The sequence below is a fragment of the Streptomyces sp. NBC_00212 genome (genome assembly GCF_045206365.1).
In the GTDB taxonomy this organism is placed as follows: domain Bacteria; phylum Actinomycetota; class Actinomycetes; order Streptomycetales; family Streptomycetaceae; genus Streptomyces.
Window position 1 is genome coordinate 175197 of the sequence record NZ_CP108116.1, and the last position, 21216, is coordinate 196412.

The 21216-nt window shown below is 71.7% G+C and carries 15 protein-coding genes; 8 read left to right on the top strand and 7 right to left on the bottom strand.

Going from position 1 to position 21216, the window contains the following annotated elements:
• Window positions 1-126: 126 nt before the first annotated feature.
• Window positions 127-1377: an acyltransferase gene (locus tag OHA17_RS40655; RefSeq protein WP_331721364.1), complete on the top strand. Its 1251-nt coding sequence runs from the start codon at window positions 127-129 to the stop codon at window positions 1375-1377.
• Between the two features lie 22 nt (window positions 1378-1399).
• On the opposite strand, the gene OHA17_RS40660 is transcribed toward OHA17_RS40655, so the two are convergent.
• Both OHA17_RS40660 and OHA17_RS40665 read right to left on the bottom strand, forming a co-directional pair.
• On the bottom strand, window positions 1400-2122 hold the full coding sequence (locus OHA17_RS40660) for a ScbR family autoregulator-binding transcription factor (protein WP_331721365.1): 723 nt from the start codon (window positions 2120-2122) through the stop codon (window positions 1400-1402).
• A gap of 250 nt (window positions 2123-2372) precedes the next feature.
• Window positions 2373-3065, bottom strand: a complete 693-nt coding sequence (locus OHA17_RS40665; protein WP_053727507.1) for a ScbR family autoregulator-binding transcription factor — start codon at window positions 3063-3065, stop codon at window positions 2373-2375.
• Between the two features lie 161 nt (window positions 3066-3226).
• Here OHA17_RS40665 and OHA17_RS40670 point away from each other — a divergent pair, with 161 nt between their 5' ends.
• Both OHA17_RS40670 and OHA17_RS40675 read left to right on the top strand, forming a co-directional pair.
• On the top strand, window positions 3227-4174 hold the full coding sequence (locus OHA17_RS40670; protein WP_331721366.1) for a ScbA/BarX family gamma-butyrolactone biosynthesis protein: 948 nt from the start codon (window positions 3227-3229) through the stop codon (window positions 4172-4174).
• Between the two features lie 306 nt (window positions 4175-4480).
• Window positions 4481-5707, top strand: coding sequence for a hypothetical protein (locus OHA17_RS40675; RefSeq protein WP_331721367.1), 1227 nt, complete (start codon window positions 4481-4483; stop codon window positions 5705-5707).
• Window positions 5708-5709: 2 nt separating this feature from the next.
• Here OHA17_RS40675 and OHA17_RS40680 read toward each other — a convergent pair whose 3' ends face one another.
• Entirely contained in the window at window positions 5710-6477 is a 768-nt protein-coding gene (locus OHA17_RS40680; RefSeq protein ID WP_331721368.1) for a glucose 1-dehydrogenase, read from the bottom strand.
• A gap of 83 nt (window positions 6478-6560) precedes the next feature.
• On the opposite strand from OHA17_RS40680, the gene OHA17_RS40685 reads away from it, so the two are divergent.
• Window positions 6561-7496 carry an NAD(P)-dependent oxidoreductase gene (locus OHA17_RS40685; RefSeq protein ID WP_331721369.1) on the top strand — a complete coding sequence of 312 codons (936 nt, stop codon included), beginning with the start codon at window positions 6561-6563 and terminating at the stop codon, window positions 7494-7496.
• Here OHA17_RS40685 and OHA17_RS40690 read toward each other — a convergent pair.
• The 4 genes from OHA17_RS40690 to OHA17_RS40705 all read right to left on the bottom strand — a co-directional run bounded on the left by OHA17_RS40690 (window position 7483) and on the right by OHA17_RS40705 (window position 11956).
• Complete coding sequence (locus tag OHA17_RS40690; protein WP_331721370.1) at window positions 7483-8325, bottom strand: helix-turn-helix transcriptional regulator; 843 nt, start codon at window positions 8323-8325, stop codon at window positions 7483-7485. The two genes, OHA17_RS40685 and OHA17_RS40690, sit on opposite strands and share 14 nt — an antisense overlap.
• Window positions 8326-8568: 243 nt before the next feature.
• Window positions 8569-9765, bottom strand: coding sequence for a cytochrome P450 (locus OHA17_RS40695; protein WP_331721371.1), 1197 nt, complete (start codon window positions 9763-9765; stop codon window positions 8569-8571).
• A gap of 50 nt (window positions 9766-9815) precedes the next feature.
• Window positions 9816-11276 (bottom strand): MFS transporter, encoded by a 1461-nt coding sequence (locus tag OHA17_RS40700; protein ID WP_331721372.1) that lies wholly within the window; start codon window positions 11274-11276, stop codon window positions 9816-9818.
• A gap of 272 nt (window positions 11277-11548) precedes the next feature.
• Complete coding sequence (locus OHA17_RS40705) at window positions 11549-11956, bottom strand: nuclear transport factor 2 family protein (RefSeq protein ID WP_331721373.1); 408 nt, start codon at window positions 11954-11956, stop codon at window positions 11549-11551.
• A gap of 459 nt (window positions 11957-12415) precedes the next feature.
• Here OHA17_RS40705 and OHA17_RS40710 point away from each other — a divergent pair, with 459 nt between their 5' ends.
• The 4 genes from OHA17_RS40710 to OHA17_RS40725 are packed head-to-tail and all read left to right on the top strand — an operon-like array spanning window position 12416 to window position 21032.
• Window positions 12416-12706 (top strand): acyl carrier protein, encoded by a 291-nt coding sequence (locus tag OHA17_RS40710; RefSeq protein ID WP_406510998.1) that lies wholly within the window; start codon window positions 12416-12418, stop codon window positions 12704-12706.
• Window positions 12696-18536 (top strand): SDR family NAD(P)-dependent oxidoreductase, encoded by a 5841-nt coding sequence (locus OHA17_RS40715; protein ID WP_331721375.1) that lies wholly within the window; start codon window positions 12696-12698, stop codon window positions 18534-18536. The genes OHA17_RS40710 and OHA17_RS40715 overlap by 11 nt, the downstream gene beginning before the upstream one ends.
• 37 nt (window positions 18537-18573) lie before the next feature.
• A complete protein-coding gene (locus tag OHA17_RS40720) occupies window positions 18574-20238 on the top strand; it encodes a long-chain-fatty-acid--CoA ligase (protein WP_331721376.1) in 1665 nt (554 codons plus the stop codon).
• On the top strand, window positions 20235-21032 hold the full coding sequence (locus OHA17_RS40725) for an alpha/beta fold hydrolase (protein ID WP_331721377.1): 798 nt from the start codon (window positions 20235-20237) through the stop codon (window positions 21030-21032). Before OHA17_RS40720 ends, OHA17_RS40725 begins: the two co-directional genes overlap by 4 nt.
• Window positions 21033-21216 lie beyond the last annotated feature (184 nt).

The window sequence follows — 21216 nt, forward strand, 5'->3', positions numbered from 1 at the left end:
CGATCAGGCCACGGGTCATCCCGCCGGGCTGTCCGAACGCCCCGCCGGAGCCGCAACTGCCGCGTACACCCTCGTCGCCCGGGCGGCGGACTGCCGCAGACGTACCCCACAGGTGAGAAGGGCATCATGACTCCTGGCGTTTCAGTCGCCCCGCCCGCCGCCGGGCAGGGTGTCCACTCCCGGTTGCCGTCCCTCACCGGGATGCGCTTCCTTGCGGCGCTGCTGGTCTTCCTGTTCCACAGCAGCCGTACCGACCCGCCCCTGAGCCTGTTCCGCGGCTCCACCGCCCACTGGTACTCGACGGTCTTCTCGCAGGCCGGCTGGGTCGGCGTCTCGTTCTTCTTCCTGCTCAGCGGATTCGTCCTGACGTGGGTGGCGAACCCCTTGGACACGCCGCGCCTGTTCTGGCGGCGCAGGATCGCCAAGCTCTATCCCAACCACGTCGTCATGTTCGCCGTGACCATGGCCCTGCTGACGACGGCGGCGACCTGGCGGCAGTGGCTGCCCAACCTGTTCCTCGTGCAGACCTGGTTCCCCACGGCCCACCTGGACACGGTGTTCAGCATCGACCAGCCGAGCTGGTCACTCTCCTGCGAGATCGTGTTCTATCTCTGCTTCCCGCTGCTGTACCGCCGCGTGGTCAAGATCGCGCCGGACCGGCTGTGGGTGTGGGCGGGCATCGTGGTCGCGGCCGTGTTCGCCGTGGCCGCCGTCGCCCAACTCGCCCTGCCCAGCAGCCCGATGACGCCCTCCCCGGGAGGCCCTCGCTTCCTGGCGTCGCAGTGGCAGGTGTGGGTCGTCTACGCACTTCCGCCCGTACGCCTGCTGGAATTCGTCCTGGGCATGCTCATGGCCCGCATCGTGCAGAGCGGACGCTGGATCCGGCTGCCCCTGCTGCCCGCGGGCCTGCTGACCATCGGCGCGTACGCCGCCGCGAGCAGGGCTTCCTGGTCCTTCGCCACCGTCGCCGTGTGCCTGGTCCCGCTCGCTCTGCTGATCGCCTCGGCCGCGGTGGCCGATCTGCGCGGCAGGCGCTCCCCGTTCCGCGGGCCGGTCGCGCTCTGGCTGGGCGAAGTGTCGTTCGCCTTCTACCTGGTGCACGGCCCGGTGCTCGGCTATCTGCGCGGCAAGATCGGTTTCGGTGTCACCTTCGGCCCGTTGGCCGGCTCCGCCGTCCTGCTGTTCGCGCTCGCCGTCAGCGTGCTCCTCGCCTGGCATCTGCACACGGCGGTGGAGACCCCGATGATGCGGCGGTGGAGCAAACCCTCCACCGGCGCCCGTACGCCGCCGGCTCCCGGGCTGGTCGTCGGCGCCCCGGACGCCCTGGCGTTCTCCGGAACCCCGCGGAACGCGGCTGTTCCCCGTACCGAGGGCTGACACTCCGACACCTGACGTACCCTCAAAATGGCTCGGCCGCCAGTGCCTTGTGGCGGCCGGGCCGATGCGCTGAGGCGGCCAGGTCCAGCCGCCTCAGGGGGGTGGACCAGCGCGGCTCGCAGGTGTCCACTTCGGCGCCGGCCGGGTTGAGGCGGTGCCGGATGTCCTCGGCGGCGAGGCTGGCGAGGAGCATCTGCCAGATGCCCGTCATCCGGTACGGCGAGAGCCAGCCGGGGCTGCGGCGGCCCAGCATCTCGATGCCCGCCGTCGCGGAGACGACCACCGTCACGGCGTTGTGCGGGGCCACGCCCCCGGCGAGCGTGCCCTCGCGCTCGGCGTCGTCGAGCAGCCGCTGGACGCACTGTTCCCACTCGGCGCGCAGATCGGCCTCCTCGCAGCCGTACGACGTGTCGCCGTTCAGCCGGAGGCCGGCCCGTACGACGACGTCGTTGCGCAGCTTCACCATGAAGGCGTGCGAGGTGTCGATGAGGACCTGCAGGGCGGGCCTGGTCCCTCTGCTGCGGGTCGCGTCCATGAGCGAGCGGAGGTCGGCCGTGGCCTGCCGCTCCACCGCGGCGGCCAGGGCCTCCTTGTTCTCGAAGTGGAAGTGCAGGGCGCCGACGCTCACATGGGCCTGCTGGCTGATGGCGGCGAGCCGGGCGGCGATGTAACCCTTTTCGTCGAAGACCTCGGCGGCCGCCAGGATGAGGTCGCTCCGCGTGCGTACCGCCCGCTCCTGCTTCATCTGGGACAACTCCCCGCCTTGGTGGTCGGCTGTCGGGGCGGCGCCCCGGGTACATAGAAAACCGACAGCGATGTCTAGTTAAGAGGGCTCAAGTCAGCGTTGTCAACGGCAGTGGTGGTTGCCTCGGGGTCGCAACCAGGTGGCCAAATCGGGCTTTAGCGGCTGCAAATGACCCCGGTCCGCGACTCCACCTGGCCGTTTCGGGGGAGGTGGAGGCGCATCCGGTCGAGAAAACGTACACAAGTAAATGTTACCGATGGGTGGGGGCGGGCAATTCGCCCTCGCCCTCCAGGGGTTCGGCCTCCGACTGGAGGGACATCTGCTCCCAGAGCCGGGCACCTCGCCCCGCGGACGCGTCGAGCCGGCCGAGGACGGACGGGGTGGCGAAGCTGGGCAGGAGGTAGTGCAGCAGGGCCGCGGTGCGGTGCTCCAAGTCGCTGCGCCCGGACAGGACTTCGGACAGCGCCTGCAGTCCGGAGAAGGCGCCGACGAGCAGTTCCGCCACCTCGGCGACGTCGGTGTGGGGGAAGACCTCACCGCGGTCCTGCGCCTCGCGCAGCAGCTGGTGGTTGTGGTCGATCCACTGCCGGAAGGGCTTGTCCCGCTCCAGGTTGAGCCCGGCGCTCTCCACGGACAGCCTTATGCTGCCCTGCAGCATCGAGTCGACGCTCAGCCGGTGCGCGAAGACCAGGCCCGCGTCCACCAGTTCCTGCAGCTTGAGCTGCTGCGGAAGCACCGCCACCGCACCCACCTGTTCGGCGAGCACCGCGTTGGCCACGGCCTCCTTGTCGTCGAAGTGGAAGTAGAACGCCCCGCGCGTCAGCCCCGCCCGGGAGATCACCTCGTTGATGGTGGTGCCCTCGAACCCGCGCTCCGCGAAGACCGCGCCAGCCGCCCTCAGGATCGTCCTGCGTGTTCTGACTCCGCGCTCCCGTGTCGCCATGCGATCTCCTGCCTTTCCATGCTCGTGCCCGCCCGCGCCGGATGCGGGATGCATCTACCAGCGACTGCGGTGTTCTCATTGCAACCATACAGTCATGCACGTATGTTACGGACTCGAAGGCAGGCCTTGGCCGCCGCCTTCTGTCCTACCTAGGGGGAGTCATGACTCAGCGCACGTTCCTTCCGAACAGAACGCACGTCCCTGGAACCAACGGCTCAACCGGGCAGCCCCGCAGGATTCCGCATCAGCGGCGTCCCACCGTCGACCCGGCACTCGTCCACCGGCCCGTCGCCCACGACGTCCTGCCCACGGCCTGGCGACAGGTCGCCGACTCCCGCTTCCAGGTGGACGTGCGCTGGCCCGAGGAGCCCCGGCTGTTCCGGCCGGACGACGGGCTGCACTCGCCGCTGATCATCGCCGAGACGATGCGGCAGTCCGCCATCCTGCTCACCCACACCGCGTTCGGCGTCCCGCTGGACCACCGCTTCGTACTGCAGGACCTGCGCTACACGGTGGGCCGGGACTTCCTGCCGGTCAACGGAGCGACGAACGACGTGGCCGTCGAGGTGGCCTGCTCCGCCGTCCGCGGCGGCCGGCGGCCCACCGGCATGCACTGCCGGGTCACGCTGCGCCGCGGCACCGCGTGGGCCGAGGGCGAAGGGGAACTCGGCATCACCTCCCCCGCGGCCTACCGCCGCATCCGCGGCGAACGCGCCACCGCCGAACTGCCGCACCAGCCCCGGCCGATGGCCCCGGGAACCGTCCGCTGCGCCACGGCGGAGCAGGTGCTGCTCGCGCCCCCGGCGGCCGAAAACCGCTGGCAACTGCGCGTCGATCCGCACCATCCCGACCTGACCAACGACCACTTCCCCGGCATCCTGCTGATGGAGGCGTGCCGTCAGGCCGCCTGCGCGGCGACTGCCTCTGAGGCGTTTCATCCGCTCGTGTTCTCCGTCCGGTTTCTGCGCTATGCCGAGTTCTCCACGCCGTGCTGGGTCGAGGCACGGCCTCAGCAGGGCTCCTCGGACGTACTGGTGACGTGCCATCAGGACGGTGAGCCCGTCTTCCTCGCCCACATGGCGACGGAGGAGGATCCGGCCGGGCGCTAGCGCCGCCCCGCCTCCCGTGTGAGGCCCCGCCCGCCGGCCGCCACCTGCGTGGCCCGGGTCCCGGGCGCCGGCTTCGCAGCTGTCCATCGCATCGCGGGGCCGCCCTCGACGAGGGGGCGGCCCCGCCGTGGCCGCGCCCGGCCCGGTGTGCCGGACGCCCCGGCCGCATGCCCGGATACGGCTGCGGCACTGACTGAACATGCAAGTCCTCCACGGGACTTCGTGCTGCCTCCAGGCCCTGAGCGACGTCTTCGTACGGCACCGGCCTGGAGGGGGATCCACTTCTTCGGAGGAGTCTCTCCCATCATGAACGACCCTGCCGCCCATCTCCAGCCTGCGGCCCCCGGGCCGCATGACCTGGCCGAAACCCCCTGCGCGCGGCAGCCGGCTCCCGTTCCGATACCGGATGCCGGGCGCCACTGGGTCGACCGCACCGACTCCCGCCGACTGCGCCGGGCCTCCGACTTCCTGGACGCGGTGCGCTGGGCGGTGTCGACCGCCCTGCACCCCCGCGCGAACGCCGCGACCGTGCGGGTGGCCGAGGACCTGGCGGGCCGCCTGAACTCCGCCGGGCAGGTCGCCTACGGCCGCGACCGCGTGGCCGCCCGGCTCGGCATGTGCCCGCGCTCGGTGGCGTACCACGTCCGGTACCTGCGTGAACTCGGGCTCCTGGTATGGGCGGTGCGCGGTTCGAGGGCCAATGCCCGCCGCGCGCGGGGCCTGCCCGGCTATGCCGCTACAGCGACGCTCTACGCCGCCTGTGCGCCGCCGCAGTGGGATGCGGCCATGGGCCGACGCGTGGCCGGGACCGGCTACTGGAAGCGCGTGTGCGGGGTGACCGCGCACGGCAGGCGGCGTGCCGTGCGGGAGGCCGCCCGCCGTTGCTCCCCTTCTTTCACTCGCTCCCCCCTGAGTGGGAAAGCCGAGGTAGGAAGCAGAAGGAACTACACAACCGGTCCCGCGACAGCCGCCGGGCGGCGTCGCCGCGCGCCGTCCGCCGGTACGCGGCGCGAGCCCGCCCGGGTCGCGGCCGATGTGGCCCTGGCGGCGAGGATCCGACCCCGCGTCGCATGGACGCAGGGCACCCAACTGCGGCGCCTGGCCCATGCGTTGCGCCCGCTGGTCGACGCGGGCCTGGACGCCGAGGAGATCGTCTGCGAACTGAGCGCCTGGTGGGTGGCGCCGCGCCCGCGGGACGCGGCCGCCTTCATCCGGGCGCGGCTGGCCCGTCGCCCGCCGCCCGCACCCGGCGGGGCGGCCCTGTGCCCGGCCGGCCCGGATGCTCCGGAGCCGGTACCGCCGAACGCCGAGTTCCGGGCCGCCGTCGCGCGGTTGACGCACCGTCGCGAGGAGGACGAGGTGCCCGGCTGCCTGCGGGAGGATCCCCGCGCGCTCGCCGCCTGGCAGGCGGCCCGCATCCGGGAACGGATCCTCGCCTCGCTCGCGGGAGCCGAGCAGGCCTCGCGCGAGCGCCGCTCCGGCGGCCCCGAGGGCCGCTCGCTCGGCGAGTGGCTGGAGCGTACGGGGTGCTGATCTCAGCGGGCGGTCCAGCCCCCGTCGACGGGGACGACGGCGCCGGTCAGGAACGAGGCGCGCTCGCTGCACAGCCAGGCCGCGGCTTCGGCGATCTCCTCGGGATCCGCGATCCGGGGCAGCAGGGCCCGTTGCAGCAGCACGGGCTCCGCTTCGGGGTGCAGCTCCAGCCACTGGGTGATCATCTCGCTGCGGGTGGTGCCGGGTGCGATCGCGTTGACCCGGATGCCGTGCCCCGCGTACTCGGCGGCGGCAGCCTTGGTCAGCCCGTTCACCGCGTGCTTGGAGGCGATGTACGGGGCGGCGGTCGGGGTGGCGACGGCGCCCGCGGTGCTGCTGGTGTTCACGATGGCCCCGCCGTGCTCCAGCATGGCGGCGACCTCGTGGCGCAGGCAGTGCCACACGCCGCGCACGTTGGTGTCCATCAGGGTGTCGTAGGCCTGGGCGGGCATCAGGTGCAGCGGGGTGTGCGGCAGCGCGGCGCCGGCGTTGTTGAAGGCCGCGTCCAGCGCGCCGAAGCGGTCCAGGGTCTCCTGTACGGCCCGCTCCACCCCGCGCTCGCACGTCACGTCGGTGACCGTGTAGGCCGCCTGGAACCCGGCGTTGCGCAACTGCTTGGCCAGGGCGGCGAGTTCCTCCTCGCGCCGGGCAGCCAGCATGACCCGGGCACCCTCCCGGGCGAACACCCGGGCCGCGGCCGCGCCGATGCCGCTGCTCGCGCCGGTGATCAGCGCGACCCTCCCGGTGAGCAGCCCCTCACGTTCCGTCATGATCGCCACGCTACCCACGGCCCGCGCCGCGAGTCCTACCTCGTGGAAAACGTTGACCGGATCCCACCTCGAAAGGCAACGCGATGATTCTCGTCACGGGCAGCACCGGATTCCTGGGCACCTCGGTGGCCGGACGGCTGTGTCCCCTGGCCGCCCGGGGCCGGGGCCCCGCGGTCCGGCTGATGGTGCACGAGCGGGAGGTGACGGACCGTCAGGGCAAGGGAGTGGAGACCGTGCGGGGCGATCTGTCCGATCCGGCGTCGCTGCGCGGCACGTGCGACGGCGTCGACACGGTGCTGCACATCGCCGCCGCCGTGGGAAAGGACGAGGAGACCTGCCGCGCGGTCAACGAGGAGGGCACCCGGGCGCTGCTCGCCGAGGCGCGCCGCGCGGGCGTGCGGCACATCCTCCAGATGGGCACCTCGGCGGTGTACGGGGACGGCCCGCACGCCGGCCCGGCCGAGGGCGAGGTGACGCCCGGGCCGACCTCGGCGACCAGCGTTTCGCGGCTCGCCGGGGAGAAACTGGTGCTCGCGGCGGGCGGCACGGTGGTGCGGCCCTACCTCGTGTACGGCAGGGGCGACACCTGGGTCGTACCGGCGGTCGTCCAGCTCCTGCGGCACTTTCCGTACTGGGTGGACGAGGGGCGGCCGCGACTCTCCCTGGTGGCCGCCGACGACCTGGCCGCGGCGGTCGCGGCCCTCGCGGTGCGGCCGCAGCGCCTGCCGGCGGGCCGGGTCCTGCACGGCTGCCATCCCGAGCCCGTGCGCGTACGGGACCTGGTCGCCGAGGTCGCCGGCGGGCTCGGCCTCCAACTGCCCGAGCGCTCCTTGTCGTTGGAGGAGGCCTCGGCCAGGATCGGGGCGGCGGGCGGGCGGCTGCTGCGGATGCTGTCCGCGGATCACTGGTTCACCAGCTCGCGCCTGTGGCAGCTGTCGGGCTGCCCGGCGGGTCCCGGTCTGCCCGCGCGGTTCGCTCAGTACCTGCCGTGGTACCGCTCGGCGCTCACTGCCCAGTAGCCACGCTCTCGGCGGCGGCCTTCCAGTCGGTGGTGCGCAGCACTTCGGCGGTCTCGGCGTCGGCCGGGAAGAAGGACTCGATGGCGAGTTCGGCGACCGTGATGTCCAGTGGCGTGCCGAAGGTGGCCATGGTGCTGAAGAAGGCGAGCTCGCGGCCCTGGTAGCGCAGCTTCAGCGGGACGGCGATCTCGCCGGGGCCGGGCAGCTCGACCTTCGGCTCGGGCTGGTCGCAGGGGTAGCCGCTCAACTCGTCGTACAGCTTGATGAGATCGGGGTCGGCGGTCATCGTGACCTGCTGGCGCAGCCGGCTCATCAGGTGGCCGCGCCACTCGCCGAGGTTGGCGATGCGCGGGGCCATGCCCTCGGGGTGCAGGCTGACCCGCAGCAGGTTGACCGGCTCCTCCAGCAGCTCCGGGTGCACGCCCTGGCCGAACAGCCAGGCCGGGTCGTTGGCGTCGACCCGGTTCCAGTACCGGTCCAGGACGACCGCCGGGTACGGCTCGTGGGCGGCAAGGACCTGGCGCACCATGTCGCGGACTGCGGACATGTGCGGGGCCTCCAGACTGGTCTCGTGGTAGACGGGGGCGTAACCGGCGGCGAGCAGCAGCGGGTTGCGTTCGCGCAGTTCGAGGCCGAGGGCTTCGGCCAGGCGCAGGACGGCGTCCCGGCTGGGCACCGAGCGGCCGTTCTCGATGAAGCTCAGGTGCCGCGGGGAGATCTCGGCCAGCGTGGCCAGTTCCATCTGGCTGAGCAGACGGTGCTTGCGCCACTGCCGCAGCAGATCCCCGAGGGACTGCGAAAGCCGCGGGTCCGTTGTCGTCACGGTCACTGGTCCTCACCTCGTTCTCGGGCGGGCGATGCTTCGGTCCGCCTGGCGTCATTCTCCGTCACCACGCCTGGTTCGACGGTGTGTTCACGGAGTCCGGGCGGGTGCGCGGCGGCGGGCCGGCCCCGGTGTACGTGTTCCCCGGTGGGGACAGGGCCCTGCTGCCGGCCGGGGGAAGAACGGCAGCAGGGCGGTGTGCGGGGGTGCGGCTCGCGGCGGTCGGCCGGCCGCGCCCGGTCGGGGGTGTCACCAGGTGACGGGCAGGGCGTTGAGACCGTAGACGACGGTGTCGTGGCGGAAGGAGAGGTCCTCGAAGTCGACTCCCAGACGCAGGTCCGGGAAGCGGCGGAAGAGGGCGGGCAGGGCCACTTCCATCTCCATCTTGGCGAGCGCCGCGCCCGGGCAGTAGTGGGCGCCGTGCCCGAAGGCCAGGTGCTGGCGGGCGTCGCGGTCGGGCTGGAAGACGGCCGGGTCGGGGAAGACGCCGTCGTCGTGGTTGGCGGCGGATATCGCGAAGACCACGCCCTGGCCGGGGCAGACCGGGACCCCGCCGAGTTCGGTCTCCTTGACGGCGACCCGTACCTGGTTGTCCTGGGGGATCGACCAGTACCTCAGGAGCTCGTCGATCACCTTGTCAAGGCGTGCGGGGTCGGCCAGCATCTTCTCGACCTCGTGCGGGTGCTGGATCAGCGTGAGGATGCTGAGGGTGAGTTGGCTGACCGTGGTCTCGTGGCCGGCCACCAGGACGAGGAAGACCATGGCGACCAGGTCGGAGTGGTCGAGTTCGCCGGTGGCCCAGTACTGGCGCACCAGGCGGCCGATCAGGTCGTCGCAGGGGTCGGCCTCCTTGGTGCGGATCAGCTCGTCCAGGTAGCCGGTCAGCAGGCCGAGCGCCTCGGCTCCGGCGTCGCTGCCCACGTCGCACGTGGTGAGGGCGAGGGTCTGCTTCTGGAACACGTCGGCGTCGCCTTCGGGGACGCCGAGGATGCGGGCGATGGTGAGGGCCGGGATGGGGAAGGCGAAGGCGGGCAGCAGGTCCACCGGGTGCGGCTGGGCCGCCACCTCGTCGAGGAGGCCCTCGACGAGTTCGGTCACCATCGGCCGGTAGACCTTGACGGCCGACTTGCCGAGCTCCGGCATCACCATGCGGCGCAGCCGGGTGTGTTCGGGGGCGTCCATGCGCATGAAGGACTGGATGCGCGGGACGGGCGGGATCGGGAGGCGCTGGGGGAAGCCGGGCCGGGTGTTGTCGACGCTGAGGGCCGGGTTCATCATGGCCTCGCGTACGTCCTTGTGGCGGCTCACGATCCAGGCCAGGGTGCCGTCGTCGAGGCGTACCTGCTGGGGCGCCTCCTCACGGAGTTCGGCGTACTGGTCGGGCGGCAGCATCGGGCAGGACCGGGGCATCGGCCAGTTCGGGGCGACTGTCTCGGACGTGGTCATCGTGCCTCCTCACAGGGGGGCGGGGAAGACGGGTGGGGGGGCGGGGCCGGTCAGTTCTGGGGGGCCGGCTTGGGCAGGGCCTGCACCAGGAGGGCGACGACGACGGTGAAGGCGGCGAGGACGGCGACGCTCCATCCGAAGGCGTCCGCGTAGGCGCCGCGGGCGCCGTGGCCCAGTACTCCGAAGAACACCACGCCGATGGCCGCGACGCCGAGGGCGTTGCCGCCTTCCTGAGCGGTGGAGAGGACTCCGGCGGCAGCGGCGGCGTGGTCGGGCTTGACGCCGGCGAGCACGGTGGGGGTGACGGGGTTGGCGAACAGGGCCATGCCGATGCCGGCGACGCACAGGCCGGGCATCACCCAGGGCGAGGGTCCGGTGACACCGATGACGGAGGTCGCGGCGATCATCAGGCCGTACCCGGCGGCGACGACGAGGGCGCCGAGGGTGAGCACCTGCTTACCCATGCGGGCGGCGATCCGGGGGGCGGCGAAGGCGGCCGGTACGTAGCCGATGCCGAGGGCGCCGAAGATCAGGCCGGAGTGCAGCGGGGAGACGCCGTGGCCGTCCTGGAGGTAGAGGGCAAGGACGAACATGAAGGAGGCCATCGCCGCGAAGAAGCCCAGGATGATCAGGATGCCGACGGAGAACGCCCGCTCCTTGAACAGGCTGAGCGAGATCAGCGGTGCGCGGTCGTTGCGCTCCAGGCGGTTCTGGCGCCAGGCGAAGGCGGCGAGCAGCGGTACGGAGGCCACCAGGACCACCCACGACCAGGCGGGCCAGCCCTGCTCACGGCCCTCGACCAGGGACAGGACGATGGCGAGCAGGCCGCAGGAGCCGAGGACCGCGCCGATCAGGTCGAGTCCGGTGCGGCCGGTGCCGTGCGACTCGGGGATGTACTTGCGCATCAGGAGCAGCGAGACGGCGCCGATGGGCACGTTGATGAGGAAGATGGTGCGCCAGCCGATTCCGGCGATGTCCAGGTAGATCAGTGCGCCGCCGATGAGCTGGCCGAAGGTGGCGCTCAGGCCCATGGACAGGGCGAAGGCGGTGAAGGCGCGGACGCGCTGGACGCCGGTGAAGGCGGTGTTCAGGATGGCGAGCATCTGCGGGGTCATCACGGCCGCGCCGATGCCCTGGACGACGCGGGCCACGATCAGCACTCCGGGGGTGGGCGCGAGGCCCGCGGCCAGGGATGCGAGCGTGAAGAACGCCATGCCGAGGGCGAACATGCGGCGCCTGCCGTAGAGGTCGCCAAGGCGTCCGGCGGTGACCATGCTGGCCGCGTAGGCGAGGTTGAACCCGGAGACGATGAACTCGATGGACGCGGAGCTGGCGTCGAGGTCCGAGCGCAGCGACGGGATGGCCACGTTGACCCCGAAGAAGTCCAGGCCGATCATGAACATGCCCGAGACCACGATGAGGATCCGGATCAGGGCGGTCTTGTCCATCCCCGGTTCGGCCGCCTCCTCCAACCCGGGTGAGGCTGAGCGGATACTTTCGTCTACCGACATGGTTCGGTCTCCCGATCGAAGTGTTTTCAGTACTGCCTGCACGGGCTGTGAAGCTCGCAGGAAATCTCCGGGGCCATGCGCATTCCGGGGATTCCGCCTGTTCCGGCGCAGCTGAAATCGGCCCAGCCGTTCCGTCACGCGCGAGAAAGGTGCCGCCGGGGGCCGGCAGAGCCGAAAGCCGGTGCCTCGGCTGCTCTGCCGGCATACGTCGCGGATTCAATTCCCCCCGCGGATGGGGTGGCGGCGAAGAAGGTGAACCGCGGAATTCCTGTTCAGACGTCGAGGCCGACGTGGACGAGCTCCTCCATGCCGGTGGGGGCCTTGTCGATGAACTGGTGGTCGTTGGCCATGAGGCCGTTCTCGTCGAGGATGACCACCTGGGTGCCGATCGCCTCGGGCTCGGTGGCGCCCGCGAACGTCATCTCCCAGGTGTAGCGGACCGCGTCCATGCTGATGTCCACCTTGGTGACCTTGAACGTGGCGCCCTTGGTGGCGACGAAGAGGTCGTACGCCTGCGTCACCGCGTCCTCGACGCCCTTGCGGCCGTGGAATTCGACGAACGGGTTCTTGTAGATCGCGTCTTCTGCCCACAGTTCCGCGATGACCTTGCGGCGAATGTCGGCGTCCGGCTCCGCCCAGCTGGCGACGTACTTCTCGACGGCCGCTTCGATTTCACTCATGGTGCTCTCCTCGTGCGAAAAGGGGGTGGGAGTTTCGGTGCGGCAGTGCGCTCGCCTGCCCCGACAACTCAAGGCTGTCAGCAAGGGTGCGGGCCGTCGATTACCTCAGGGGTAATAACTTCCCGCCGTACCGTGCGGCCGGATGCCCGGGGGGCCGAGCGGCCTGGTGCGGCGGGGACGTCCGTTCTTCCTGCCTCTACGAGGTTCGCAGCGGGAGGCGGCCACCGTCGATTACCTCAGGGGTAATAAACCCCGGCGCCGCCGGAACGATCTCTCCCGGGCGCGCGACGGGGGCGGGCTCCGCCTCCGGCGAGGATGTCAGCTGGGCACGGATGTTCGCCAACTCGCCCGCGCGGCGGCCCGGTTCAGCGCAGTCGATCACATCAGCTCTGAATCAGCAGGGCGTCAGCACATGCTGTTTACCTTGGTGCGATGAATACGAGTCGGTACCTGCGAGAGATGAGCCGGCGAGAGCGCCGAGACGACCTGGAAGACCTCGTTGTCGCATACATCAAAGAGATTCTCCTGATGGACGACCACGAGGAACTTCCCCTTGACCATGGCTACTTCGACATCGGCCTGACATCGCTCAGGCTCAACGACCTCAGGGCACACCTCGAAGAATTGCTCGACCTCGGCATCGACGCGACTGTGCTGTTCAGCCAGCCCACGGTCGAGCAACTCGTTTCCTATCTGGCCGACGCCCTGTCGGACCCGTCCACTGACGAAGAGGCGTGCAATGTCGCGTGACGAGACGACCGCCGAACAGCACGAGGCGGCGAAGAACGAGCCGATAGCCATCGTCGGCATAGGGCTGCGCCTGCCTGGTGGCGCGGAATCCCCCGACGAGTTCGACGCGTTCCTGCGGGCCGGGAAGTCCGGAATCCGGACCATTCCGGAAGACCGCTGGGACGTCGAGGCATTTCGGCCCGAAGGACCGGACGACAAGGGAAAGATCACCACCACCAGTGGCGGATTCCTCGACCGGATCGACCTGTTCGACGCCCCGTTCTTCAACATCTCCCCCAAGGAGGCCCGCTACATAGACCCCCAGCAGCGGATCGTCCTGGAAACCGCCTGGCAGGCCCTGGAGCAGGCCGGCATCGACCCGACGCCGCTGCGCCGCGGCACCGGCGGCGTCTACATGGGCGTCAGCTCCTTCGACTACGGCCTGCACATGGGCGCGCTGCCCTACGAGGAGCTGGACGGGCACCTCGCGGCGGGCAGTCCGATCTTCGCGATCGCCGGCCGGGTGTCGTACTTCCTGGGCTGGCGCGGCCCCAGCGTCTGTGTCGACAGCGCCTGCTCGTCGTCGCTGAGCGCGCTGCACCTGGCGGTGCAGGGGCTGCGCGCGGGCGAGTGCGAGATCGCGCTGTGCGGCGGCGTGAACGCCGTGCACCACCCCAGCTTCATGGTCATGTTCTCGCACGGCCAGATGCTCGCCTCCGACGGCAAGTGCAAGACCTTCGACGAGTCGGCGGACGGCTATTCGCGCGCCGAGGGCTGCGGCGTGCTGGTCCTCAAGCGCCTGTCCGACGCCCAGCGCGACGGCGACAACATCGTCGCCCTGATCCGCGGCACCGCGATCGGCCAGGACGGCGACAGCGCCGGGCTCACCGTGCCGCACGGCCCCGCTCAGGAACTCGTCATCGGCCAGGCCCTGGCCGCAGCCGGGCTCACCCCCGACCAGATCCAGTACGTGGAGGCGCACGGCACCGGCACCCCGCTGGGGGACCCCATCGAACTCGGCGCCATCAGCAACGTGTTCGCGAAGTCCCACACCCACGAGGAGCCCCTCGTCGTCGGCTCGGTGAAGACCAACATCGGGCACATGGAGCCGGCCTCCGGCATCGTCGGCGTGATCAAGACCGCGCTCCAGCTGCGCTCCAGCACCATCTACCCCCACCTGAACTTCACCGAGCCCTCCCGCCGCATCCCGTGGGCCACCTACCCGGTGACCGTGCCCACCGAGGTGCTGCCGTGGAAGGCCGAGACGCGGCGCGCGGTCGTCAACAGCTTCGGGTTCGCGGGCACCATCGCCGCGACCGTCCTCGAACAGGCCCCGGCGCCGGACACCGTGCCGCCCGCCCGCCAACCCGCCGCACCGGGCGGGGTGTTCACGCTGTCCGGCAAGAACAGCGCCGGGCTGCGGCGGCAGGCCGAGAACTACCGGCACTTCCTCGACACCACGCCCGACCTGGACATCGCCCGCCTGTGCTACACCACCAACGTCGGCCGGGCCCACTTCAGCCACCGGCTCGCGGGCGTCGTCAACACCCCCGCCGACCTGGCCAAACTCCTCGACTCCGCGCTCGGCGACGAGCAGCCCGCCACGGCTTCCGTCCGCAAGGTCGCCTTCCTGTTCGGCGGGCAGGGCACCCAGTACGCGGGCATGGGCGCCGCGCTGTATGAGCGGTACCCGGTCTTCCGCGACCTGGTGGACGAGTGCGACCGCCTCTTCGCGCCCCATCTGGCCGCGTCCGTACGGGAGTTGATCCTCGGCACCGCAAAGGACGCGAGCCTCCTGGACCAGACCGGCTACACCCAGCCGGCCCTGTTCACCTTCGAGTACGCGCTGGCCCGGCTGTGGATGTCGTGGGGCGTCCAGCCCAGCGTTCTGATGGGCCACAGCATCGGCGAGGTCGCCGCCGCCGCGGTCGCCGGGCTCTTCTCGCTGCCGGACGCCGTCACGCTGGTCGCCACCCGCGCCCGCCTGATGCAGTCGGTGCGGACGGCCGGTGGGATGGCCGCGGTCGCGCTGGCGCAGGAGGAGGTCGTGGCGCTGCTCGACGGCCGCCCGGGCCTCGCGCTCGCCGCGGTCAACGCGCCCGACCAGTGCGTGGTGTCCGGTGTGGCCGACGAGCTCGATGCGCTCTGCGCCGAGCTGCGCGAGCGCGGGGTGAAGGTCGACGCGCTGGCCGTGTCGCACGCCTTCCACTCGCCCCTGATGGCCGAGGTGTTCGACGAGTTCCGGGCGGCGGTGGCCGGGCTCACCTTCCACCAGCCCCAGTTCCCCCTCATCTCCAACACCACCGGCACGCTCGGCAGGTTCAGTGAGCTCGGCACCCCCGACTACTGGGTGCGCCACATCGGCGAGCCGGTGCTGTTCCTGTCCGGCATCCGGGCCGTCGAGCAGCGCGGCCGGCACGCCTTCGTCGAGATCGGCCCCTCGACCGCGCTCACCGCCCTGGCCAAGCGCTGCATCAGCGCGGAGGACCACCACTGGGTGCCCAGCGTCCGCAAGCGCGACCCGCGCGGCGACACCATGCTGCGCAGCCTCGCCTCGCTGTACACGGCCGGGGTCTCCGTGTCGTGGACGGGCGTCCACGCGGACCGGGCGCTGCCGAAGATGCAGTTGCCCACGTACGCCTTCGAACGCAAGCGGTACTGGCTGCCCGCCACCTCCCCGCGGACCCCCGCGGCCCAGGGCGCGAGCCGGCACCCGCTGCTCGGCCGGCCCGTGACCTCCTCCCAACTGGCCGATGGGGTAAGGGAGTTCACCGCCGAGTACACGGTCGGCCAGCCGGCGTTCCTGGCCGGGCACGACGGCCCGGACGGGCCGGTGCTGCCGACCGGTGCGTACGTCGAGATGCTGCTCGCCCTGCGGGACGCCGTGTACGGCGAGACCCGCGGCGCCCTGCTCGACGTGACGCTGCACGAGCCGCTGCCGCTGCCCGAGGAGACCGCCGTCGCGCTCCGCACCCGGCTGCTCCCCCAGGACGGGGGCGAGGCCCGCGTCGAGGTGGTCAGCGGTCCCGCCGGCCAGGAGCTGCTGCACGCCACCGCGCGCCTCGCCGCACCGGGCGAGCGCGCCGACGGACCGGACGCGACGCTGCTGGCGCTCGCCGAGGCGCCCGGCGAGATCGAGGAGCGTGTCGACGGCGAGGACATCTACACCGACTTCGCGTCCGTCGGACGCCGCTACGGCGCGCGCTACCGGCTGCTCACCGAGGTGTCCCGTCACCAACAGGGCGTCCTGACAGCCGAGTTGACGAGCCGGGACGCCTCGGCGCTCGAACATCTGCCGGTCGAGGTCCTGGAGTGCGCCGTGCAGGCCGCGGTGGCCCTGGACGGCACGAGCCCGGCGTTCGCCCCGGCGCGGCTCGGCAGCGTACGGCTGTTCAGGAAGCCCCGCGGAGAGCGGCTGCGCGTGGTGGCGCGGCTCACCACGGCCGGCAGCGCCGACGAGCGGCACGCCGATGTCCTGCTGCTCGACGGCGACTCGCCCGTGGCCGAGCTGCGCGACGTGGTGCTGGCCCGCCCCGGGCGCCCCGACGAGCGGTCCGCTTTCCTGCACCGCCTCAGCTGGCTCCGGCACAGCGCGCCCCCCCGGAGCGATCCGGCGGACCGGCACGTCCTGGTCCTCGGCGGCGAGGCCGACCGCCTCGCGGCCGCCGAGACCTCCGGGGTGCGGCTGACCCGCCTGACCGGTGCCGACGCGCTGCCCGACGCGCTCGCCGACCCCTCGGTGACCGACGTGTGCTGGTTCTGGCGGCCGGACGGGAGGCCGATGTCGGCCGCCGTGCTGCGCGCCGAAGCCGAGCGCAACTACCGCGACCTGCTGGCCGTCGTGACCGCGCTGACCGGCGCGGGACCGAACACGGCGCCGCGGCTGTGGCTGGTCACCGAGCGCGCGCAGTGGCTGCCGCAGGACCGTCCCGGCACCGGCGAGCAGCTGGCCGCGGCGACCCTGTGGGGCTTCGGGCACGTCCTGCTCAACGAATACCCGCGCTACCGCGCCACGTTGGTCGACCTGCCCGAGGGCGCCGACCTCGGAGTGCTGGCCGCGGAGTGGCGGGCGGTGGACACCGGCGACTTCCAGATCGCCCACCGGGACGGCCGGCGGTATGTGCGCCGGATCCTGGCCGGCGAATCGACGCCCGCCTGGAGCGGCGGGTTCGAGGTGCGGGCACCGGAGTCCGGCGACGTAACCGACCTGCGCCCGGTCGCGGCCGAGGACGTTCCTCCCGGCCCGGGCCAGGTCCAGCTCCTCGTGCACACCGCGGCCGTGCGGCCCGGCGAGGCGGACGCGGCCGACGCCGCGGACACCCCGGTGGTGCTCGGCTCCGGATGCAGCGGCACGGTCCTCGCGGTCGGCGACGGCGTCGTGGAATTCGCCGCCGGCGACCGGGTCATCACCTGCCACCGGGGCACCCTGCGCCGGACGGTCACCGTCGCGGCCGCGGCCGCGGCCCCGGTCCCCGACGGCATGGACCTTGAGGCGGCGGCCGCCCTCCCGGTCACCTACGTCACCGGTCACCGGGCCCCGAACGCGGACGAATCCGAGCAGTCCGCGGGCCGGGCGCTGCGCGACGTGGCCGCTTCCGTGGCCCGCGGCGACCTCCCGGCCGTGGGCACCCTCGCCTTCGCCCTCGACGAGGCCGACGAAGCACTGCTGACGGACCGTCAGGAAGGCGCCGCACAGCCGGTGGTGACCCTGGCGCCCGCCCCGGCCGCTTCCGACGACCCGGCGGCCACCCCCGTCGTACGTCCCGACCGCACCTACCTGATCAGCGGCGGCCTCGGCGGCCTCGGCCTGGTCACCGCGACGAAGCTCGCCGACCTCGGCGCCCGGCACCTGGTGCTCGTCAGCCGGAGCGGGCGGCCCACGCCGGAGGCCGAGCCGGTCCTGGAAGCACTCGCGAAGCGCTGCGAGATCGTGCTCGCCCGGGCCGACCTGGGAGACGCCGCCGATGTCGACAAGCTCTTCGCCGAGATCCGGGGCGGCCGGGTCCCGCTGGGCGGCATCGTGCACGCGGCGGGCCGCGCGGGCAGCTCCCTGATCGGCAATCTGACCTGGGGGGCCATCGACGAACAGCTCCAGGCCCAGGCGTACGGCGGCTGGCTGCTGCACGAGGCGAGCCTGGACGTCCCCGATCTCGACTTCTTCGTCGTGCACTCCTCGATCGCCGCGGTCGTCGGCGGCTCGACGCAGGCGCACTACGCCGCGGCCTTCGCCTTCCTCGACGGCCTGGCCGCCTGGCGGACCCGGCAGGGGCTGCCCGCGCAGGCGACGAACTGGGGCATGTGGTCCCGGGTCGGCATGTCCGCCCGCCTCGACGAAAACCTGGCGCGCGAGCTGGAACGTACCGGCATGCGGTTCTTCTCGCCGGCCAGGGCGCTGCGCACGATGGAGCGCCTGCTGCCCGCACCCGCGCCGCAGTACGTGGCCGGCGAGTGGGACTGGGACCGGTTCGTGTCCCTGAACCCGCTGGACAACGCGCTGTACGCGCGGCTGCTCGGCGGCCGGGACGCCGCCTCGGGGGACCAGCCCGCCGGGCGGCCCGCCGTCGACCTGGGCGCCCTGGTCGCCAAGCCGAAGCCGGAACGCGTGGCCGCCGTTGGCCAGGTGGTCCTGGCGAGCGTGGCGGCGGCGCTGCACGCGGAGGAAGAGGAGGAGATCGACCCGACCACGGAATTCGTGTCGCTGGGGCTCGACTCGCTGATGGCACTGGAACTCAAGACCAGTCTCGAATCGGTCTTCAAGGTCGCGCTGCCCGCGTCCCTCGCCTTCGACTTCCCCTCCCCGCAGCTCCTCACGGAGTTCCTCGACGCGCAGCTCGTTCCGCAGACCGGCTGATCCGGCCGACCGCGACCTATCACCTTCGGAGGAGTACATGGACGAGGCCAGTCAGTGGACGTTGTTCGCATCGTCCGCCGCGCACGCCCGCGACCGCGCGGACCACCCGGCCGTCATCTGCCAGGGCCGCCGCACCAGTTACGCGCAGCTGCACCTGATGAGCAACCGTGCGGCGCACGCCCTGCGGGCGGCCGGGGTGGGACGCGGGACCCGGGTGGCCTGGCTCGGCCGGGAGTCGGAGTACTACTACACCGTCGTCCTCGCCTGTGCGAAGGCCGGTGCGGTGCTCGTGCCGGTCAACTGGCGGCTCACCCCCCGCGAGGCGGACCACATCCTGCGGGACTCCGGCGCCAAGGTCCTGTTCGTGGACGAGGAGTTCCTGCCGGTCGCCGAGCGGGTGCAGCCCACGCTGCCCGCGCTCGACACGCTGGTGGAGATCGACCGTACCGGCGACGAGGACCCGGGCTCCGGGCTGCGGATGTGGTGGGCCACCGCGCCGGACGACGACCTGGATCCGGGGACCGGTCCCGGCGACGCGGTCGTGCAGATCTACACCAGTGGCACCACCGGCCTGCCCAAGGGAGCCGTGGTGCCGCACCGCAGCTTCTTCACGCTGCCCGCCGCGATGCGCGAGGCGGGCCTGGACTGGGTCGACTGGCTGCCCGACGACGTGAACCTGATCTCCCTGCCGGGCCTGGGCACCGCGGGCACGGCCTGGTTCTGGCAGGGCTTCAACGCCGGCCTCACCAACGTCGTCATGCGCATGTTCGTACCGCAGGACGCGGTACGCCTGATCGAGACGCTCGGCGTGACCACCACCTTCGCCGCGCCCGCCATGCTCCGGATGATGCTGGACGAACGCGGGGCGGGACCGCAGGCGTTCGCCTCGATGCGCAAGGTCTACTACGGCGGGGAGCCCATCTCCACGCAGCTGCTGACCCGCTGCCTGGAGGTGTTCCGCTGTCAGTTCACCCAGATCTACGGCAGCACGGAGACCGCCAGCGTGCCGGTGTGCCTGCCGCCCGAGGACCACGTCCCGGGCAGCCCGCTGCTCCGCTCGGCGGGCCGGGTGTGCCCCGGCGTCGAGCTGAAGATCGTCGACGACGAGAGCCGGCCGCTGCCCGCCGGGGAGATCGGACAGATCTGCATCCGCACCCCCTCCCGCATGCTCGGGTACTGGAACCGGCCCGACGCCAACGCCAAGACCCTGCGCGACGGCTGGCTGTTCATGGGCGACAACGGCTACCTCGACGCGGACGGCTACCTCTACGTCTGCGACCGGATCAACGACACGATCATCGTCGCCGGGCAGAACATCTACCCCGCCGAGATCGAGAAGGAGCTCGCCGAGCACCCCGCGGTCGCCGAGAGCGCGGTGGTCGGCATGGCCGACGCCCGCTGGGGCGAGGCGGTGCACGCCTGCGTCGTGCTCCGGCCGGGCGAGCAGGTGACCCCGCGCGAACTGATGCTCTTCCTGCGCGGCCGGGTCGCCGACTACAAGATTCCCTCCGCCTACCACTTCGTGGCGACGCTCGACCGCAATCCCGCCGGGAAGGTCCTGCGCCGCGTGGTCCGGGAGGGGCTGAACAACCGGCGGCCCGCGGCGCGAGCGGGCACCCGCGCGGCCGCACCCGGCACCGCGCCGGCCGAGAAGACCGATGTTGCCGAGAAAACCGATGTTATGGAAGGAACTCCACGATGAGCACCTCGATCGCCCAGAAGATGTCCAGGCAGGGCCAGTGGTTCCAGCCGGCCGAGGCCGATCCCGACGCCTCGATCCGCCTGCTGCTGTTCCCGCACGCGGGCAGCGGGGCCATCATCTACCGCGACTGGCCCGAACTGCTGCCGCGGGACATCGGCGCCCAGGCCCTGACCCTGCCGGGCCGTCAGGAGCGGCGCGGCGAGCAGGCCTTCACCGAGTGGGAGCCGCTGGTGGAGGGCCTGTACGAGGCGGTGCTCGCCACGAACGACAACCGGCCCTTCGCGTTCTACGGTCACTGCCTCGGCGCGCAGCTCGCCTACGAGCTGGCCGTGCGCATGGAGAGGGACGGCGTCCAGGGGCCGTTGATGGTGGGCATGTCCGGCTGGGCCCCCAAGGGCTTCTTCTGCCCGACCGAGGAGCACATCGAGATGCCCACGGACGAGCTGATCAGCTGGATCAAGCGGCTCGGCTCGTTCCCCGCCGACATCTACGACAACCCCGAGATGCTCGCCATGGTCATCCCCGCGCTCCGCTCCGACCTGTCGGTGGCCGCGCAGCGCAAGGACCACGGCGCCCTGGTGCCGTGCCCGCTGGTGTCCTACGGCGGCAAGAACGACGGGCTGCAGGAGGAGGACGACGCGTTCCAGTCCTGGGTCCCGCGCAGCCCGCAGTACCTGGGGCACCGCGAGTACCCCGGCGGCCACTTCTTCATCGACAGCCACGCCGAGGCCATCACGCAGGACTTCTGCAGCCACCTGTACCGGCTGGCGGCAGCCGCGAAGAAACTGACCTGACGCACCGTCAAATCCCTTCGGCGCGGCCCGAAACCGGCCGCTCCGAAGGGTGGCTCGCATCGCCTGGGGTGCTTACGGCGTAAGCACCCCAGGCGCCGTGGCCGAGCCAGTGCTTACGGCGTAAGCACCCCAGGCACTCCGGCCCGGCGCCGGGCGCCGCATCCGCCGCAGGGGCTTGGCCGTC

What these genes read in the sequence shown, in the direction of transcription:
- OHA17_RS40710 (WP_406510998.1), top strand. Translation starts at nt 12,416, where the DNA reads ATGAGCCGGCGAGAGCGCCGAGACGACCTGGAAGACCTCGTTGTCGCA.
- OHA17_RS40665 (WP_053727507.1), bottom strand. Translation starts at nt 3,065, where the DNA reads ATGGCGACACGGGAGCGCGGAGTCAGAACACGCAGGACGATCCTGAGG.
- OHA17_RS40660 (WP_331721365.1), bottom strand. Translation starts at nt 2,122, where the DNA reads ATGAAGCAGGAGCGGGCGGTACGCACGCGGAGCGACCTCATCCTGGCG.
- OHA17_RS40695 (WP_331721371.1), bottom strand. Translation starts at nt 9,765, where the DNA reads ATGACCACGTCCGAGACAGTCGCCCCGAACTGGCCGATGCCCCGGTCC.
- OHA17_RS40700 (WP_331721372.1), bottom strand. Translation starts at nt 11,276, where the DNA reads ATGTCGGTAGACGAAAGTATCCGCTCAGCCTCACCCGGGTTGGAGGAG.
- OHA17_RS40720 (WP_331721376.1), top strand. Translation starts at nt 18,574, where the DNA reads ATGGACGAGGCCAGTCAGTGGACGTTGTTCGCATCGTCCGCCGCGCAC.
- OHA17_RS40725 (WP_331721377.1), top strand. Translation starts at nt 20,235, where the DNA reads ATGAGCACCTCGATCGCCCAGAAGATGTCCAGGCAGGGCCAGTGGTTC.
- OHA17_RS40705 (WP_331721373.1), bottom strand. Translation starts at nt 11,956, where the DNA reads ATGAGTGAAATCGAAGCGGCCGTCGAGAAGTACGTCGCCAGCTGGGCG.
- OHA17_RS40655 (WP_331721364.1), top strand. Translation starts at nt 127, where the DNA reads ATGACTCCTGGCGTTTCAGTCGCCCCGCCCGCCGCCGGGCAGGGTGTC.
- OHA17_RS40675 (WP_331721367.1), top strand. Translation starts at nt 4,481, where the DNA reads ATGAACGACCCTGCCGCCCATCTCCAGCCTGCGGCCCCCGGGCCGCAT.
- OHA17_RS40685 (WP_331721369.1), top strand. Translation starts at nt 6,561, where the DNA reads ATGATTCTCGTCACGGGCAGCACCGGATTCCTGGGCACCTCGGTGGCC.
- OHA17_RS40670 (WP_331721366.1), top strand. Translation starts at nt 3,227, where the DNA reads ATGACTCAGCGCACGTTCCTTCCGAACAGAACGCACGTCCCTGGAACC.
- OHA17_RS40715 (WP_331721375.1), top strand. Translation starts at nt 12,696, where the DNA reads ATGTCGCGTGACGAGACGACCGCCGAACAGCACGAGGCGGCGAAGAAC.
- OHA17_RS40680 (WP_331721368.1), bottom strand. Translation starts at nt 6,477, where the DNA reads ATGACGGAACGTGAGGGGCTGCTCACCGGGAGGGTCGCGCTGATCACC.